Source organism: Parabacteroides bouchesdurhonensis (genome assembly GCF_900186615.1).
In the GTDB taxonomy this organism is placed as follows: domain Bacteria; phylum Bacteroidota; class Bacteroidia; order Bacteroidales; family Tannerellaceae; genus Parabacteroides; species Parabacteroides bouchesdurhonensis.
In genome coordinates, this window is record NZ_LT896588.1 from 2,854,747 (window position 1) to 2,871,431 (window position 16,685).

The window sequence follows — 16,685 nt, forward strand, 5'->3', positions numbered from 1 at the left end:
TATGAAAAGAACAATACGCTGCGCATTTACTGATTTGGACTCTTGGCCAAACTTTCGTCCTCCATTGCTTGAGGATAATTATGAAGTGATAATAGACACGGAACATCCAGATTATTTATTTTATTCCTGTTTTGGCAGAGAGCATTATAAATATAAAGATTGCGTTAAAATATTTTGGTCCGGAGAAAATGTAGAACCTGATTTTAATGAATGTGATTATGCCGCAACCTGTTCAGAGTGTGTATATGGAGATCGGGCAATGCGTTGTTATAGCAACGATATTTATAAATACTTAAAAAACGGTAGAGTAAATATATTATCTAAAGAGGACTTGCTTAACCGTAAGTTTTGTAATTTTATTTACGGCAATAATTGGTGCGCCGATCCTTTCAGGGTTCGTTTTTTCAATGAATTGTCTAAATATAAGAAAGTGGATTCAGCCGGTCCTTTATTAAATAATATGGGATTTACCGTTCCGCAAGGATGGGATCCTAAAATACAGTTTCAAAGCGGATATAAATTTTCATTGGCTATCGAAAATTCCAGTATGCCGGGGTATACAACGGAAAAAATACTTCATCCTTTCCAGGCTCATTCATTGCCGGTTTATTGGGGGAACCCCCATATAAGTTCGGATTATAATCCGAACTCGTTTGTTAATATAATGAATTTTTCGTCCGTCGAAGAGGCTGTAGAAGAAATCATCCGCCTGGATAATGACGACGATGCGTACCTTGAAAAGGTAACGGCCCCGTTCTGGCCTTATGGAGACAGTTTTGAAGATTTTCAGAGCCAGGAGAAAAAACGTCTTCTCGATTTTTACGATTCTATCTTTAACCAACCGTTAGAACAGGCCTATCGCAGGGCTAAATATGGATGGAATAAGGTAGAACAATCGAAACGACAAAGATTGGAATTGCCTCAACCTTTGCTTTCCATCGTGAAAAGTAGAGTGAAAAGAAAATTGAAAGGGGGGTGGACAAATTTGGGATAGAGGAACTGGAGGCATGTCAATAATCCGACACACCTCCGGTCTTCAAATCTACCTCCGGCTACAGCGAACTTGCCAGTTTCAGTAGATAGCCGCCGGCAGCGCTAGCAATCATAGCCCACCCTAGCAGGTTTACCGGGGTTGTTTGGGGGCCGGATTCGACAGCGCCAGTATCGCTCCGATGGCAGCTAGTGCCACTTCTTGGTTCTGATGGCAAACACACAGGGCAGCCAGTACCGTCAACCAAAGGTTTATCGGATTTACGTTTTCGTTGGAACCGAAAAAACATACCGGCAACGGAAAGAAGAAAGTCTAGAATAGCTTGTAATGGTTTCATGTTTTTTTTTAAAAGTAGTTAGTAGATAGTAGTTAGTAGATGGTAGTTAGTAGATGGTAGTTAGTAGGTAGCCACCGGAGGTGGCTTGTAGTTGGAAGCTTCTTTCTTCTTCTACTTTCTTCTACCAACTACCAACTACTAACTACTAACTACTAGCGAAACGCAGTGAAGCGAAACGAGCGCAGCGAGTTTAACTACCAATTCCCGGTAAGCTTCCCGGTTGTCGCCGTTTACTTCGCTAATGTATTTGCTGTAAGCAATCTCTTTAGCGTAGGCCTCCGGATGAAAACTCATGGAAGCGGCAATAGGGTAGGCCGACCGTATCAAACGGGCGAAGTCCATAAAGCTGTGCAATTCGGATTCATAGATACGGAACAGTAAATGCGAAGGGCCTCCTTCTCCGGCCGGTTCGGTTTTGCTGCCGTCCCAATACAGATTAGGTTTGCCGTAGCCCGTAATTCCGAAAAAGTTATGATGCACTTTTGCCAGATAGCTTTCGCCCCATCCGCTTTCAATGGCAGCTTGCGCCAGGATGATGGCCGGATTCAGTTTGAACCGGTCTCCCGCCTGCGTGGCGGCAGGCAGGAAACGGTTGATGAAGATGTTTTTTTGCATGATCAGGAGGCGTTTTATACGGCATGTGGACGGTCGCATTCTTTTTCAACCACAGTGGCTTTTTCAAATTTAACCTTGCCTTTCATGCTGTTAAGCATGTTTCCCGGAGAAAAGACGATGCGGGGTTTGTTAAACAAGGCGACACTGAAATCTTTCTCGGTTTCGGTTCCCTGGCTGCCGGCTACGATGCGGAAATTACCCAACCGGCCCAGGCGGACAATGTCGCCTTCGGTGAGGCGCTCTTCCATGACGGAAAGCAGGCCTTCGATAACCAGCATGACGTCTCCGGTAAAAGCGGTGCTTCGTACGGCAATCATGTCGCACAGTTTTTCAAAGCTCAGCTTTTGTTGTGAACGGACTTGGGCATAATACAACTTGGCATCTTTGTCGGCATCTTTGTGCATGTCCGGTCTTTGAACTAAACGATACGTTAATGGCATAAATATTAAAATTTAAAAGTGAATAAATTGGTTTGTTTTGACAGCTCAAAGATACGGCAACGTCAAAAGGCGGAATCCGGTTATATCCGGTTAGCTCCGGATAATGCTGTTTATTTCCTAATAAATATAAAAATAACATATAAGAATGTTGAAAACGTATATCGTTAATTTAAAAAGGTCGGTAGACCGTCGGGAGCATATCTTAAAAGAAACGGCCCGATTTCCCTTTCTGGACATCGAATTGGTAGAGGCTGTGGATGGTCGTGAATTGCCCGGCGAGGAAATACCACGGCTTTTTGACACTGAGCATTTTATGGATCGTTACCACGGCCGTATTCCGTTAATGGGCGAAATAGGATGTACCTTAAGCCATCGTAAATGCTACCGGAAGCTTTTGGAGTCGGATGAAGAGTATGCGTTGATATTGGAGGACGACGCCACCTTTTTATATCCCGAAAAAATGGCTTCATATTATGAAGCTTGCCGGAAATTAATTTCCGGCAAAGCGGATGTTATACTGAGCTCATCTCGTTGTCTTTTGTATACATACAGAAGGCAACGTGTAAACGGTTTTGATTTTTATCCTGTTCATACAGCTTTTGCTACGCATGCTTATATCATCAACAGGAAAGCGGCGATGAAGATATTGCAAAAAGATGAACTTCCTTCTATGGTAGCGGATGATTGGTATGCCATTCGTAGAATGGGAATAACCATATATACACCATCTCCTGAGTTATTTTTCACTTTAGAAACTCTTAACTCAACAATCAATTTTAGCGGGGAATTTAAATCCACCCGGAAATCAAGAAGATACATAAAGTATCGCATATATGGCAGATATTGCCAGTTCTTTTATCTTTTGGGTGATATTTTGGGCTTTTTAGGGAATATGAGGAAGAAGCGTTTTAGGATTTCCCGTTACATAGATAAATCAAACGGACTGTAAATATTAAGAGCATAATTATTCTTAATTAATTGTTTTTCTGTTTGTTATTGCTTATCTTTATAAGATAGTAAATGGCATGAAACTAGTATATATATGGTTAATCAAGACGAATTTGAAAACAGCAAGTTTAAGATAAAAAGTTATGGTATTACCGAGTTGGGATTAATGTATAATCCTTCTCTCCAGCCCGATTCCGCACAAAAGGCTTTGAACCGCTGGATTGCATATAATAAAGAGTTAACAGAAGCATTGCATAATACCGGATGGCGGAAAGGACAACGTAAATTCACTCCGTTGCAAACTATGCAGATTATACGCTTTTTGGGTGAACCATCGTGATGCTGAATACAAATTAATGATATGAATAAATATGTTTCCATTATTCCTGCCCGGGGAGGCTCTCAGCGTTTGCCTCGGAAAAACGTCAGAGATTTGATTGGTATTCCTTTAGTTGCTCACTCTATATTGTATTCCCATAAAGTATTGCCGGAAAGTGAGGTTTATGTTTCAACGGATGATTCGGAAATAGCGGCTATATCATACCGGTATGGCGCTAAAGTTATTAATCGTCCGGCTGAATTGTCAGACGCTTATACAAAAACGGATACGGTTATACAGCATGCTGTATCTGAACTTATTTCCTGCGGAAATAAATTTGAATATGTTATCGTCTTGCAACCCACAAACCCTTTACGTCCGGAAGGGATGATGGAAGAAGCATGCAGGATATTGGAAACCGGCCTTTACGACAGTCTGTTTACTGTTTCTCCCTTTGTCCGGAAAATGGGACGGATAATTAATAACGGCTTTAAACCCTGGAATTATTCATTTGGTCAGCGAAGCCAGGATATGGAAACATTATATTATGAAAACGGATTGCTTTATATAGCTCAAACGGAACTGATATTGAAAGGTAAACTGATGGGCGATACTTTATATCCGATGATTGTCGACCATATTTACGGGACATTGGATATAGATACGGAAAGAGATTTTAGGGAAGTGGAGTATTATTGCCGGAACAAGGTCTGATTAGTCATAGCAAAATAACACAAATATAGCAATGATGAGTTATGTTGAAATAGCAGGTCGTCGTATTGGGAAGGATTTTCCGCCTTTGGTTATCGCCGAATTAGGGATTAATCATGAAGGAAACCTCCAATTGGCTTATGAAATGGTTGATGCCGCAGCTCGTGCAGGCGTTGAAGTTTTAAAACACCAGACACATATTATTGATGATGAAATGTGTGCCGCTGCCAGGAATGTTATTCCGGGAAATGCAATGGTTTCTATTTATGAAGTAATGCAACGTTGCTCTTTATCGGAAGAAGATGAAATTCGTTTGCAGAAATATGTGGAGTCTAAAGGCATGATCTTTATCAGTACGCCTTTTTCACGTGCGGCTGCCAAACGTTTGGTTAAAATGAATGTTCCCGCTTTTAAAATTGGTTCGGGAGAATGTAATAACTATCCTTTAATTGAATATATAGCCCGGATAGGCAAACCGGTAATACTTTCCACAGGGATGAATACTATAGAAAGTATTCGTAAAGCAGTGGATATCTTAGACCGGTATAAAGTGCCGGTTATTTTACTTCATGCTACAAATTTATATCCTACGCCATCTCATCTGGTCCGTTTGGGTGCGATGATGGAAATGTCTGCTGCTTTCCCTGATAAGGTATATGGTCTGTCCGACCATACAACAGACAATCTGGCTTGTTTATCTGCCGTTGCTTTAGGAGCTTCTGTTGTAGAGCGTCATTTTACAGACCGGATGGATCGTGAAGGACCTGATATTGTTTGTTCTATGGATGAAAGGACGGCACACGATTTAATCGGGCAAAGCCGGATTATCCATCGTATGCTTGGCGGGCATAAAGCCCCCTTACCGGAAGAACAGGTGACGATTGATTTTGCGTATGCCACGGTAGTGACAATCCGTCCCGTAAAAAAAGGAGAGCTGTTTACCCGTGAAAATATATGGGTGAAACGTCCTGGAATGAATGGAATATTGGCGGAATCGTACGAAAGTATATTAGGCCGGCAAGCTTTGGTCGATATAGATGAAGATATTCAGTTATCGGAAGAAATGATTGGAGATGAAATGGTGTTTTTTGAAATTGAACCAGTCTAGACTGGTTCAATAAAAATTAATTTTTATTGAAATGAGGTATTGTAAAAAATGTTTGATGACAGACCTTCGTCCGGGCATTAAATTTGATGAAAACGGTGTGTGTTCTGCCTGCAATAATTTTGAAAAACAAAAGCATACAGATTGGGATGCCCGTTTGGAAGAACTTCGGATCTTATGCGACAAATACCGAGGTTGCAATGGTAAATCGTATGATTGTGCAGTGGCAGCTTCCGGTGGTAAAGATTCAATTTATCAACTTTATTACATGAAGGAGGTCATGAAAATGAATCCTGTTTTATTGTCGGTCGGTAATTATGATTGGACTGATACAGGCCGTAAAAACCTGGACAACATTGCCGAAGCATTTAGTGTGGATCTTATTTATCTTCAACCTAATACCCGTCTCTCAAAATTGATGGCCCGCAAAACATTCGAAGAAATGGGCTCTCCTGCCTGGTATATTGATGCTTTGATTTACGCATTTCCTTACCGTATGGCTGCCCAAATGGGATTGAAACTGCTGGTTTATGGCGAAAATATCAATTACACGTATGGCGGTAAATACGATTACGAAACCCCATCGGCGCGGATGCAGATGGCTAATGATGTAGTGAAGCCTGTTTGGAACAAATTGCTGGAGGATGGCTCTGTAACGGAAGAAGAACTGAACTCTGCCCGAATGATGACTCTTGAAGAATACGATGCAGCCGGAATGGAAGCCATCTATATGAGCTATTATGTGCCGTGGGATGCCCATCACAATTATGAAGTAGCCAAGCGCTTCGGATTCCGTCATCTTGATCATGAGCACATGCGTGAGGGTACTTTGGAGAACTACAACCATATCGATTCAAGTGCCTATGCTTTGAGCGGATGGATCAAATATATTAAGTTCGGCCATGCTGCCGCAACAGAAATGGCTTGCCGTTGGATTCGCGCCGGCCATTGTACGCGTGAGGAGATGATCCCGTTAGTGAAAAAACATGATAAGAAACTGGATCAGAGCATAATTGACGGATATCTTGCCTATACAGGAATGACTCCGCGTGAGTTTTGGAAAATTATGGATAAATGGTATAACCGTGATATTTTTTATCAGGATCGTGATGGTGTATGGCACGAGAAATTTGAAGTTGGGGTAGGCATGGTAGAAGGCAAACGTTCGGCCCTGTTCTAAAATCTCTGCCCGAATCGGATGCCGTTTTAAAAAATAAAGTATCAGCCTGGTTAATATGAAAATATTTAGAAGCTATAAGTCGGTTGTTTATGTGGTTAATTTATATGGAATACTTCAGTATTTACTTTTAACACACTATAAAATAGAGGAAACACTGTTTATTATTTATTGTCCTATAGTGAAGGAGTGCATTGCTTTTAAATGTCGAATACCCTGGCCGTTCAGATTGGTGCCGAATAAGAGATATAAAATCCTTATTCAGTCATTTTTTATTCGAATATATTCCATGTTTTTTTCGGAAGCTGATGTTTATATCTCAGGTGATTTTCTGTTTACAGCTTTGATTAAAGACAGATTCGCTCATGTATCTTATTTGGAAGAGGGAGTTAAGGACTATATTTATCCAAATGAATTACGTGGTAGTCCGAAATGGTTTAAACAAATAATTTATGGGAAACCGGATTTTATTCATGGTTACTCAAAAAAAGTAAAAAAAGTGTATATGTCCGGCATCTTGCCTGTGCCCGAAGATCTCGCTAATAAAGTTGAGATATTTGATTTGGAGGCTTTATGGGAAAAAAAGAGTGAGGGAGAAAAGAGGATGATAAACTCGTTGCTTATGCCGAATATCGATGTTTTTAAACAAATTGAGTCACGGACTATTTTATTGCTTACCCAGCCTCTTTCGGAAGATCAGTTGATTTCATTTGATGATAAAATAAGCATTTATAAAAGCTTGGTTTCCGGGTATGATGAAAAGCAATTGGTTATTAAAATGCATCCCCGGGAAAATACGGATTACAGAATGTATTTTCCGGATGCTTGTATTATAAATTCTCCATTCCCTGTTGAGCTTTTGGTTCTGAATAAGAAAGGACGTTTTAAAACTGTAATAACCGTAAATTCCACTGCTATTTATGCGTTTGGCGATAACGTGGAAAAAGTAATTAGCGGATTTTCTTACTTGTGGGAGCGTTAGATAACACATAACGATAAATAGATAAATAATGGCTATACCTAAAAAAATTCATTGGTGCTGGTTAAGCGGTGATCCTCTGCCTGCAAATATCCGGCAGTGTATAAATTCATGGAAACGGATAATGCCGGATTATGAAATTATTTGTTGGGATAAGGAACGATTTGATATACAAAGTGTACCGTTTGTAGAGCAGGCATATGCCTGCCGCAAATATGCATTTGCGGCAGATTATATACGTTTATACGTGTTATACACGGAAGGAGGAATTTATTTAGATTCGGATGTTATGGTTTTCGAGCGTTTTGATAAATATTTAAAATGGTCGGCATTTAGTTCTGTCGAGTTTTTGTGGAAGGTATGGCATCGTAGAAATGATGAAGACAGGTTCCAGAAATACCAAGGGTATGGTATTCAAAGTGCAATAATGGGAGCTGAAGCCGGAAATTTGTGGATAAAAGAATGTTTGGACTATTATAGCGATAAATCCATTAGGTTGGAAAACGGAAAAATTAAAGGGATAAATATCATTACGGAGATTATGGCCAGCATCGCTGAAAAATGGGGATTTAAGTATGATGTCTTTGAAGATCAGTATTTAAAAGACAATATCGTTATATATACTCCGTTTACTTTTGCAACATTATGGGAAATGGTGAGCTTCCGAACTTCAGCAATACATTTAGGGGAACAATCATGGCTGGTTGACGGTGTTTTAGCACGAAGAAAAGATGAAAGATTAAGGAGAAGGTTGGCTCGTTTATTATGTAGTAAGTATCGTATTTTTGCTGTATTATATTATTGGATATTTACTGAAGAACGGAAATTTATTCGGGAAATTAAGAATGCATAGGTCTCTATTCTAACCGATAATCAGGAAATAGCGGCTATAGAAATAAAAACATATAGTAAGAAATGAATTATTTTTGGCGCAAGATAGTGAGCATTTTATCCTTATTTCTCTATTATACGTTTGTTTATTTACTGGGAGGAAAAAAGATACAATTTTCTATAATAGGAGGACAAAAATGCGGAACAACTTCTTTGGCTTCTTTTTTGAAAATACATCCTGATTGCTCCTCCTTGCAAGGAGGAAAAGAACCGAGGTTCTTTTCTAAGTTCTATATAGAGAATAATTTGACATGGCGTCTGATGCAGAATATGTTTCCGAGAAGAAAAATATTTGACAGGAACTATTTATTTTTTGACGCGACCACCGAATATTGCTACCTGGAAGAAGTGCCGGAACGGATCTATAAATATAATCCGAAAATGAAACTGATTTTTATGGTTCGTGAGCCGGTAGGACGCGCTTTCTCGGAATATATGATGGATTATAATTACGCACAGGTAAATCGTCTGTTTTGGGAAGATCCGGAAGGAGAATACATGAGCCGGCTGAAAGATGCGGAACACTATCCTTTTTCATGGTTCATTGATGAAGAATTGCGCAAAATAGAGGAAACCGGTTCCGTGTCGTCATCGGCATTCCAATATCCCGACTTTTTGCGCAGAGGTATATACAGCATACAGCTCGAACGGTATTATCGGTATTTTAAACCGGAGCAAATATTGATACTGGAAGATAAGGAACTTAAACAAGACCGGAAACAAACACTGTACAGGATAGAAGAATTTTTGGAAATCCCGCATATAGACTGGCCTGATGATGCGTTGGCAGATAAAAATATAGGAAAATATCATTTTTCTTTTCCTGAAAATTGCCGCAGCAAACTAAACGAATTTTTTGCACCTTGGAACGAACGCTTTTTTGAAATGATAGGCCGTAGAATGGACTGGGGAAAATAAAAGAGCTATCTTTTGAAAGCAAAAGTCCCGTCTTAACATTTCAAAAGTCTGCTCTTTTGCGAGTAAAAGTCCCGTCTTTGAAGTACAAAAGATATATCCTTTGGAAGAGGAAAAACAATGTGTTAAGAAAGAATAAAGCAAAGCAGGACGGATTTGGCAGGAGGCCTTAAATTTACGAAGAATGATTACTAAAAAATTTTTTATAGTCTGGGAGGCGTCAGGTTGTCGTTTCCGCAATTCCGGAAAGCAATAGAAAAGAGTGATAATAAACAGTTGATTATTATGGAATGTGCCCTGTTTTTACGCCAGCCCGAACAGCAATCGAAAGAATGCTGGAGGAAGTTTTCGAAGCAATTTTTTAAGGTTTATAGAGAGGAGATTTTTGCTTATCTGGGGTATAGTCCGGAGGTGTTAGACGTGCAACGGACCGTTGTGAACAACAAGCAATTATTTCTGGCCGTGATGTCGGTATTATACCGCACCGGAATGTATGAAGGGACAAAGGAGGAACTGGCCGGTTCGTTGTATGCCGTATTCAATACGGGCGACAAGTTTTCAACGCTTCTGCGATCTTTGTACGACGATTTGGGTGAATATGAAGATGTTTTACAGTTTTTTAAGAGTTATAAAAAGTACGAATGTTGAGTTTTTAACTTATTAATCGGCTGAATGTGAGTTTGTCTTGTTTTGCTTTTTCTCATATTCCGCCTACTACGGCCGGAAGACGTTTGGAGGTACTTTTGCCGGTGAAAGGTAAAATGATGTATCCCGAATTTGAAAATTTTTTGCAGAAGCCTTTTTATGTATTAATTATTATATTATTAATTTTATATTATATAGGGTGGTACAAACGGTTGTCAAAGTAATGGATCGTAACCAGACTAAATCTGTTGTGAATTATATAGTTAACTATGTCGAAAACTTGTCATTTTACCTGTCACGTTTTATTTAGTAACAAATAAGCCAAAAAAAATGACAAAACGAAAGGAAATGTTTACTTCCGACGTTCGGAAGTGTGGGTATCTCAATGTAGGCCGTAGTGAGTTGAAAGCTTTATTTTCGCCAAACTTGGAACTAAGGGAATTATCAAATGTTTTATTATGCGTTCAAACCTTTGCCAACTTTGGTGAAGGAGAGGTCTTTATAGGAGACTTTACTTATTTTTGCCATCGTGGAGAATGGATTACTTCACTCAAGGAAATAGCTTTACGGACGGGGGTGGAGCGCCGTCGTGTAAGTAAGCATTTGAACCGTTTGGAAAAACAAAATCTGCTACGTATAGAAACTTTGGGCAATTACAAACGCATTATTCTTGTTAATTATGGCAGCCTGGAACATGTTTCCAATGTTCCGGCAGATCAGGATATAAGCCTTTTTCAAAGTGCGTCCTCTTTGTATTCACCTTCACAAATGATAGGAGAGGCATAAGGAGATGGAAAAGAATCAATTGATGTTGACAGAACAGGCAGTTATAGCCGGTTTGCTGAGCCGTCCGGGTTCGGTTTATGATGTGTCCGGCCGCTTGCGTGCGGAGATGTTCGGAAACCAAGACTTGGGATTTGTTTACCGTTCCATTCTTTCCTTGATGGACAAAGGGGTGGGAATAGATATGCTGACGGTGGAGAATGAAATGGAACGCTTGGATAAGGCGGCTTACGACCGCTTGAACGGTCTGTCGTTCCTGTCGGAAATGTTGGTGGCGGTTCGTACCGATCACCATATCGTGTGGCATGCCAACGAGATCGTCCGGAAGTATCTGCTTCGTTTCCTTTCCGCCAAATTGCAGGAGAAACAACTGGCCGCTTCGCTGCCGGATGCGGAAGTGCCGGAACTTCTGAAGGGGATAGACGATGTGACCGACCGGGTGCGGAGTGAACTGGCTTCGGAGGCTTCTATTGAGGATGCCGGCAGTGTTGCTTTGCGGGTGCTGGAGATTTCGTATGGCAACCAGTGGAGGCGTGAACAGGGCGACGACAGTTGCATCGCTACCGGATTGAGTGAGTATGACGCCTTGACAGGCGGTTTGTTTGAAGGCGAACTGACGGTACTGGCCGCCCGTCCTTCCATGGGAAAATCGGCCGTAGCTTTGTGGATGGCCTTGCGGGCGGCACGGAGCGGAAAAGCAGTCTCTTTCTTTAGCGTGGAGATGAGCAAGGATCAGATAGGTACGCGGTTGCTTTCCATGATAAGCGGTGTGGATTCCGCCTGTCTCCGCTATAAAGGGACGAATGAACAGGAGAGGGGGTTGCTGGGGAAGGCTCAGGAGGAGTTGGCACACCTGCCGCTCACTATCGAATATTGCGGCTCGGACACGATAGACGATATGCGCGCCAAAGCGATGATGCTGCATAAGCAGGGCAAACTGGACTTGCTTTTTATTGATTATCTGAACCTGATAAACATAGGCGTTGCAAAGAACACGTTGCAGGAAACTACCGACCTGGCCTTGGGAAATATAGCCCGTAAGGCGAAGCTGATGGCGGAGGAGATGCAGGTGCCTGTCGTGTTGCTGGCGCAGCTGAACCGTGAGAGCGAGAAGCGTCCGGCTCCGCACTTCCCGGTGTTGAGCGATTTGCGTAACTCGGGGGCTATCGAACAGGTGGCGGATGTGGTAACGTTCGTTTACCGTGCCGAGAAGTATAATATTACTTTCGACAAGAATACAAAGGAGGATCTGCGGGGCGTAGGGTTGTTGCTTCTTGCCAAGAATCGGAACGGGGCAACGGGGATTGCCAGATTCAGGTATAATCCGGCAATGAGTTGCCTTAGCGATTATTCTGCGTCACTTTTCTCTTGACTCAGAGTAATGTCACTAAACAAAAACACCCTGCAATCAGGATGAGATGGCGGATCAAGTCCGCCAAGACAGGGAAGTTGGCTTTAGTTTCAAATAGCGTGTCATTGCGGGCTTGACCCGCAACCTCATACTAAACAAAAACACCCTGCAATCAGGATGAGATGGCGGATCAAGTCCGCCAAGACAGGGAGGTTGGCTTTAGTTTCAAATAGCGTGTCATTGCGGGCTTGACCCGCAACCTCATACTAAACAAAAACACCCTGCAATCAGGATGAGATGGCGGATCAAGTCCGCAAAGACAGGGAGGTTGGCTTTAGTTTCAAATAGCGTGTCATTGCGGGCTTGACCCGCAACCTCATACTAAACAAAAACACCCTGCAATCAGGATGAGATGGCGGATCAAGTCCGCCAAGACAGGGAGGTTGGCTTTAGTTTCAAATAGCGTGTCATTGCGGGCTTGACCCGCAACCTCATACTAAACAAAAACACCCTGCAATCAGGATGAGATGGCGGATCAAGTCCGCAAAGACAGGGAGGTTGGCTTTAGTTTCAAATAGCGTGTCATTGCGGGCTTGACCCGCAACCTCATACTAAACAAAAACACCCTGCAATCAGGATGAGATGGCGGATCAAGTCCGCCAAGACAGGGAGGTTGGCTTTAGTTTCAAATAGCGTGTCATTGCGGGCTTGACCCGCAACCTCATACTAAACAAAAACACCCTGCAATCAGGATGAGATGGCGGATCAAGTCCGCAAAGACAGGGAGGTTGGCTTTAGTTTCAAATAGCGTGTCATTGCGGGCTTGACCCGCAACCTCATACTAAACAAAAACACCCTGCAATCAGGATGAGATGGCGGATCAAGTCCGCCAAGACAGGGAGGTTGGCTTTAGTTTCAAATAGCGTGTCATTGCGGGCTTGACCCGCAACCTCATACTAAACAAAAACACCCTGCAATCAGGATGAGATGGCGGATCAAGTCCGCAAAGACAGGGAGGTTGGCTTTAGTTTCAAATAGCGTGTCATTGCGGGCTTGACCCGCAACCTCATACTAAACAAAAACACCCTGCAATCAGGATGAGATGGCGGATCAAGTCCGCCAAGACAGGGAGGTTGGCTTTAGTTTCAAATAGCGTGTCATTGCGGGCTTGACCCGCAACCTCATACTAAACAAAAACACCCTGCAATCAGGATGAGATGGCGGATCAAGTCCGCAAAGACAGGGAGGTTGGCTTTAGTTTCAAATAGCGTGTCATTGCGGGCTTGACCCGCAACCTCATACTAAACAAAAACACCCTGCAATCAGGATGAGATGGCGGATCAAGTCCGCAATGACAGAGAAAATTGGCAATTGAAAAAATAATGAGAGAAAACATAAAAACATATTTGCTTCATGTCATACAAATAGAAGACGTTATTTCCCGCTATCTGCCATTATCAAAGGCCGGTAGCGGTGGAAAAACGTTGACTGGCCTCTGTCCCTTCCACGATGACCACCACCCATCGCTCCACGTTAATACGCGCGACGGCTACTATAAATGCTTTGCTTGCGGCGCGGGCGGGGATGCCTTTAAATTCGTGCAAGAGATGGAAAAATGCAGTTTCCCGGAAGCATTGAAGAAACTGGCAGGATGGTACGGACTGACGGATGACTGTTACGCTCCCGCCCTGCGGATTCCGAAACACCGTGCTTCGGTGCAAAAAACGGTTGCCATGCCGGTAGCCAGTGTTGACCGGATACAATATTTGCTTCGCGACAACCGGATGATACAAGGTTGCCTGGCAGGATATACACACCCTAATCCACTGTTGGCGGATACATACCGCTCTTTCGGGATAGGTACGGCTCCCGATAGCTTGCCTCAGAGCTTCCGTTTCTTGCAAAGGCGTTTGGTCTTTCCTGTTCATAACGAACGGGGTGGACTGGTAGCGTTCTCCGGCCGTTATCAGGGAGATGCCAAAAAAGACGGGGTAGCGAAATATGTCAATTCGCCGGAGACAGCAGTATATCACAAAAGGGAAACGCTGTACGGGCTTTATCAGTCTGAAGAAGCAATTACCCGTCACGGATTTGCGTATATCACCGAAGGATATAAAGACGTGCTGGCCATGCACGCTGCCGGTTTCACCAATACCGTTGCGTTGTGCGGTACGGCATTTACGGACGAACAAGCCCTGTTGATCGGAAAATATACAAAGCAGGCCGTTGTTATGCTGGACGGCGATGCGGCAGGCCGTTCTGCTTCCGACAAAACGGCATTGAAACTGAAAGAACATGGTTTTACGGTGGGGCAGGTATTCCTGCATCCCGAACAAGACCCGGATTCTCTGCTGGCTTCGTTGCCTGAAAATGATTTCCGCCATTATATCCGTCAGGTTACCCGTTATAGCCGTTTGGAGGCTTATGAACGTTCGCTGGCAGTCAGAGAATACGGGCTGTTGAAGCAGCTGCCGTTGGTCTTTACCGTAGAAGAACGTATCTCCCTTTTATCGGAGATTATGAAAGTAAGACGGCGTTTGGGCAAGGTAACGGATAAGTTGGAGCATGCGGCGGTAACAGTAATAGGAACATATAACAAATAATATTGCAAATTATGATTGTTGATGAAAAACGTAAAGTTCTTTATTTGCATAACCCAAAAACAGGGGGAACTTTTTTAAGAAATACTTATATTAATCAGTATGGTGAAACGGATGCTACAAAGTGGTGGGGCGTCTATGAAGAGACATATAATACAGACTTAGGCCATATTACTTATAAAGCAATCCCTCGTTTTATTCCGGATTGGAAAGACTACCGGATTTATGTGATGGTTCGTAATCCTTATAATCGTTTTGTTTCATCATTGAAAGAGACTATCGATATGAAAGTGTGGAATGTATATAGCCGTGAAATAATGAATCGGAAATTTTCATATATCTATGGTGCTGACTTTCGAGGCCTTTCAAAAACACAACAGTATAGTAAATGGATTAAGATGATGTTGCTTTATACGTTGAACTGGAATTATGAGAAAAGTATCCATTCATTGCTGACGATGGACCTCAAGCAACTCTGTCTTTGTTTGCAGTCATGGAGCTATTATAAACAGGATCTGATTATCCGAAACAGACGGATGCCCTGGTTGAATCCGCAAGCTGATTTTATTGGAGAGAGAACAGAAGTTTTATATTACGAATTGCCGGAGGATTGGAAAAGATTGGAGAATGCTTTTGAGTTACAAGGCCTTGTAACTAATCTTTCTGTTCAGAAAGATTATGAATTGGATATTGAAATAAAAGAGATTATACGCCAACTCTATTTTGAGGATTGGAATTTGTTTGACAAATACAGATAAGAGCAGGAAATGTTTAATGCATAAAGAAGATATATTATGTTAACCGGTAATAGTTATAAGAGTGAATCTATGGATTCCGAGTTCTATGTACCTATCCCATTACCCTATAAAGACCGTCCGGTAGGGGTAAGCGGCTTGATGCGCGTAAAAGATGAAGAAGAGTATGTGGAGGCTTCCATCGACTCGGTGATAGATGTGTTGGACGAGCTGATAATCTGTTATCAGGAATGTTCGGACGATACTCCGAACATTTTGAAGCGTAAACAACAAGAATATCCTGACAAGATCAAACTCTATTATTATGCGCCTACAGTATATGCCCATAACCTGACGCCGGAAGAGTATGAGTATGCCTATAATTTGCCGGACGATTCGCCGAATTTATTGAGTGGCTATTACAATTATACATTATCGAAAGCTACTTACCGGTATGCCGTAAAGATAGATGCCGACCAGATCTATTTTACGGATGAAATGAAACAATTGTGTGACGCTTACCGGTCGGATAAAAAGATGAAATTATCCTGGCAGGAAAAGTTGGCAGGAAAATGCTTGCCACCCCCTAGCATGTTATTCACATGGAAAAAAAGAGTATGTATACATTTCCTGTCTCTTATAGGTAATTTCGAGACTTATTATTGGCAGTTTGTATTAAAGACAATAACCAATGAAAAATGTATTGCTTTTTTGAGTGGTATCCAACTGCATCGGATAGGTGAAGAATTATTTGCAGGGACGGGTGACAGATATGGAGGAAAAGCTAGTTTTTATAACGGAACAGAAGATCTTTGTTTCTTTGAGATAACTTCTGATACTTATTATTATTTAGGTCGTGGATCTAGTTTTTGCCATTCACTTATTGAAGCATTTTACATAGGAAATGGTATGAGGTTATATGCCGGATTTATGTGGTTTCATATGCGCGGCTGCAAAAAAGCCTTTATAAAATACAATGTAAAACTTAAACCGGTCTCTTATGAATGGTTTAAGCGCGTTTCGTCTCAAAAGTTAAAACATACCGGTATTGGAGCATTTTCAAAAAAGTATGAGGTCTATTTCTCGTTTTTTCATGATTATTTTAAATTACCGGATATCCATAAAATTATAAAATAAATAACAG

General features: G+C 41.8%; 17 protein-coding genes. 15 read left to right on the forward strand and 2 right to left on the reverse strand.

The genetic code is table 11. The features are described 5' to 3' along the window. Position 1: 1 nt before the first annotated feature. Positions 2-994: a glycosyltransferase family 10 domain-containing protein gene (locus C1721_RS12330; protein WP_102408552.1), complete on the forward strand. Its 993-nt coding sequence runs from the start codon at positions 2-4 to the stop codon at positions 992-994. 472 nt (positions 995-1,466) lie between these two features. On the opposite strand, the gene C1721_RS12340 is transcribed toward C1721_RS12330, so the two are convergent. Then, a complete protein-coding gene (locus C1721_RS12340; protein WP_102409445.1) occupies positions 1,467-1,943 on the reverse strand; it encodes a glucosaminidase domain-containing protein in 477 nt (158 codons plus the stop codon). A gap of 14 nt (positions 1,944-1,957) precedes the next feature. Beyond that, positions 1,958-2,383, reverse strand: a complete 426-nt coding sequence (locus C1721_RS12345; RefSeq protein WP_102408554.1) for an HU family DNA-binding protein — start codon at positions 2,381-2,383, stop codon at positions 1,958-1,960. Positions 2,384-2,528: 145 nt separating this feature from the next. Here C1721_RS12345 and C1721_RS12350 point away from each other — a divergent pair, with 145 nt between their 5' ends. From C1721_RS12350 to C1721_RS12420, 14 genes are all read left to right on the forward strand, one after another. Next, a complete protein-coding gene (locus C1721_RS12350; RefSeq protein ID WP_102408555.1) occupies positions 2,529-3,332 on the forward strand; it encodes a glycosyltransferase family 25 protein in 804 nt (267 codons plus the stop codon). Between the two features lie 93 nt (positions 3,333-3,425). Continuing rightward, positions 3,426-3,671 (forward strand): DUF4248 domain-containing protein, encoded by a 246-nt coding sequence (locus tag C1721_RS12355; protein ID WP_102408556.1) that lies wholly within the window; start codon positions 3,426-3,428, stop codon positions 3,669-3,671. 21 nt (positions 3,672-3,692) lie between these two features. Further along, entirely contained in the window at positions 3,693-4,364 is a 672-nt protein-coding gene (locus tag C1721_RS12360) for an acylneuraminate cytidylyltransferase family protein (protein ID WP_102408557.1), read from the forward strand. Positions 4,365-4,395: 31 nt separating this feature from the next. Further along, positions 4,396-5,469 (forward strand): N-acetylneuraminate synthase family protein, encoded by a 1,074-nt coding sequence (locus C1721_RS12365; RefSeq protein WP_102408558.1) that lies wholly within the window; start codon positions 4,396-4,398, stop codon positions 5,467-5,469. A gap of 31 nt (positions 5,470-5,500) precedes the next feature. After that, on the forward strand, positions 5,501-6,646 hold the full coding sequence (locus C1721_RS12370) for an N-acetyl sugar amidotransferase (protein ID WP_102408559.1): 1,146 nt from the start codon (positions 5,501-5,503) through the stop codon (positions 6,644-6,646). Positions 6,647-6,932: 286 nt separating this feature from the next. Then, positions 6,933-7,625, forward strand: a complete 693-nt coding sequence (locus tag C1721_RS12375; protein WP_159063579.1) for a glycosyltransferase family 52 — start codon at positions 6,933-6,935, stop codon at positions 7,623-7,625. Positions 7,626-7,653: 28 nt separating this feature from the next. Further along, on the forward strand, positions 7,654-8,475 hold the full coding sequence (locus C1721_RS12380) for a glycosyltransferase family 32 protein (RefSeq protein ID WP_102408561.1): 822 nt from the start codon (positions 7,654-7,656) through the stop codon (positions 8,473-8,475). Positions 8,476-8,537: 62 nt separating this feature from the next. Next, on the forward strand, positions 8,538-9,431 hold the full coding sequence (locus C1721_RS12385; RefSeq protein ID WP_102408562.1) for a sulfotransferase domain-containing protein: 894 nt from the start codon (positions 8,538-8,540) through the stop codon (positions 9,429-9,431). 282 nt (positions 9,432-9,713) lie between these two features. Next, entirely contained in the window at positions 9,714-10,076 is a 363-nt protein-coding gene (locus C1721_RS12390) for a hypothetical protein (protein WP_159063580.1), read from the forward strand. A gap of 327 nt (positions 10,077-10,403) precedes the next feature. Then, positions 10,404-10,859, forward strand: a complete 456-nt coding sequence (locus C1721_RS12400; protein WP_102408565.1) for a hypothetical protein — start codon at positions 10,404-10,406, stop codon at positions 10,857-10,859. A gap of 4 nt (positions 10,860-10,863) precedes the next feature. Further along, positions 10,864-12,228 carry a replicative DNA helicase gene (locus C1721_RS12405; protein ID WP_102408566.1) on the forward strand — a complete coding sequence of 455 codons (1,365 nt, stop codon included), beginning with the start codon at positions 10,864-10,866 and terminating at the stop codon, positions 12,226-12,228. A 1,361-nt stretch (positions 12,229-13,589) separates the two neighbouring features. Continuing rightward, positions 13,590-14,810 carry a DNA primase gene (locus tag C1721_RS12410; RefSeq protein WP_102408567.1) on the forward strand — a complete coding sequence of 407 codons (1,221 nt, stop codon included), beginning with the start codon at positions 13,590-13,592 and terminating at the stop codon, positions 14,808-14,810. 11 nt (positions 14,811-14,821) lie between these two features. Next, on the forward strand, positions 14,822-15,565 hold the full coding sequence (locus C1721_RS12415) for a sulfotransferase family 2 domain-containing protein (protein ID WP_102408568.1): 744 nt from the start codon (positions 14,822-14,824) through the stop codon (positions 15,563-15,565). Positions 15,566-15,601: 36 nt separating this feature from the next. Next, a complete protein-coding gene (locus tag C1721_RS12420) occupies positions 15,602-16,678 on the forward strand; it encodes a hypothetical protein (RefSeq protein ID WP_102408569.1) in 1,077 nt (358 codons plus the stop codon). Positions 16,679-16,685 lie beyond the last annotated feature (7 nt).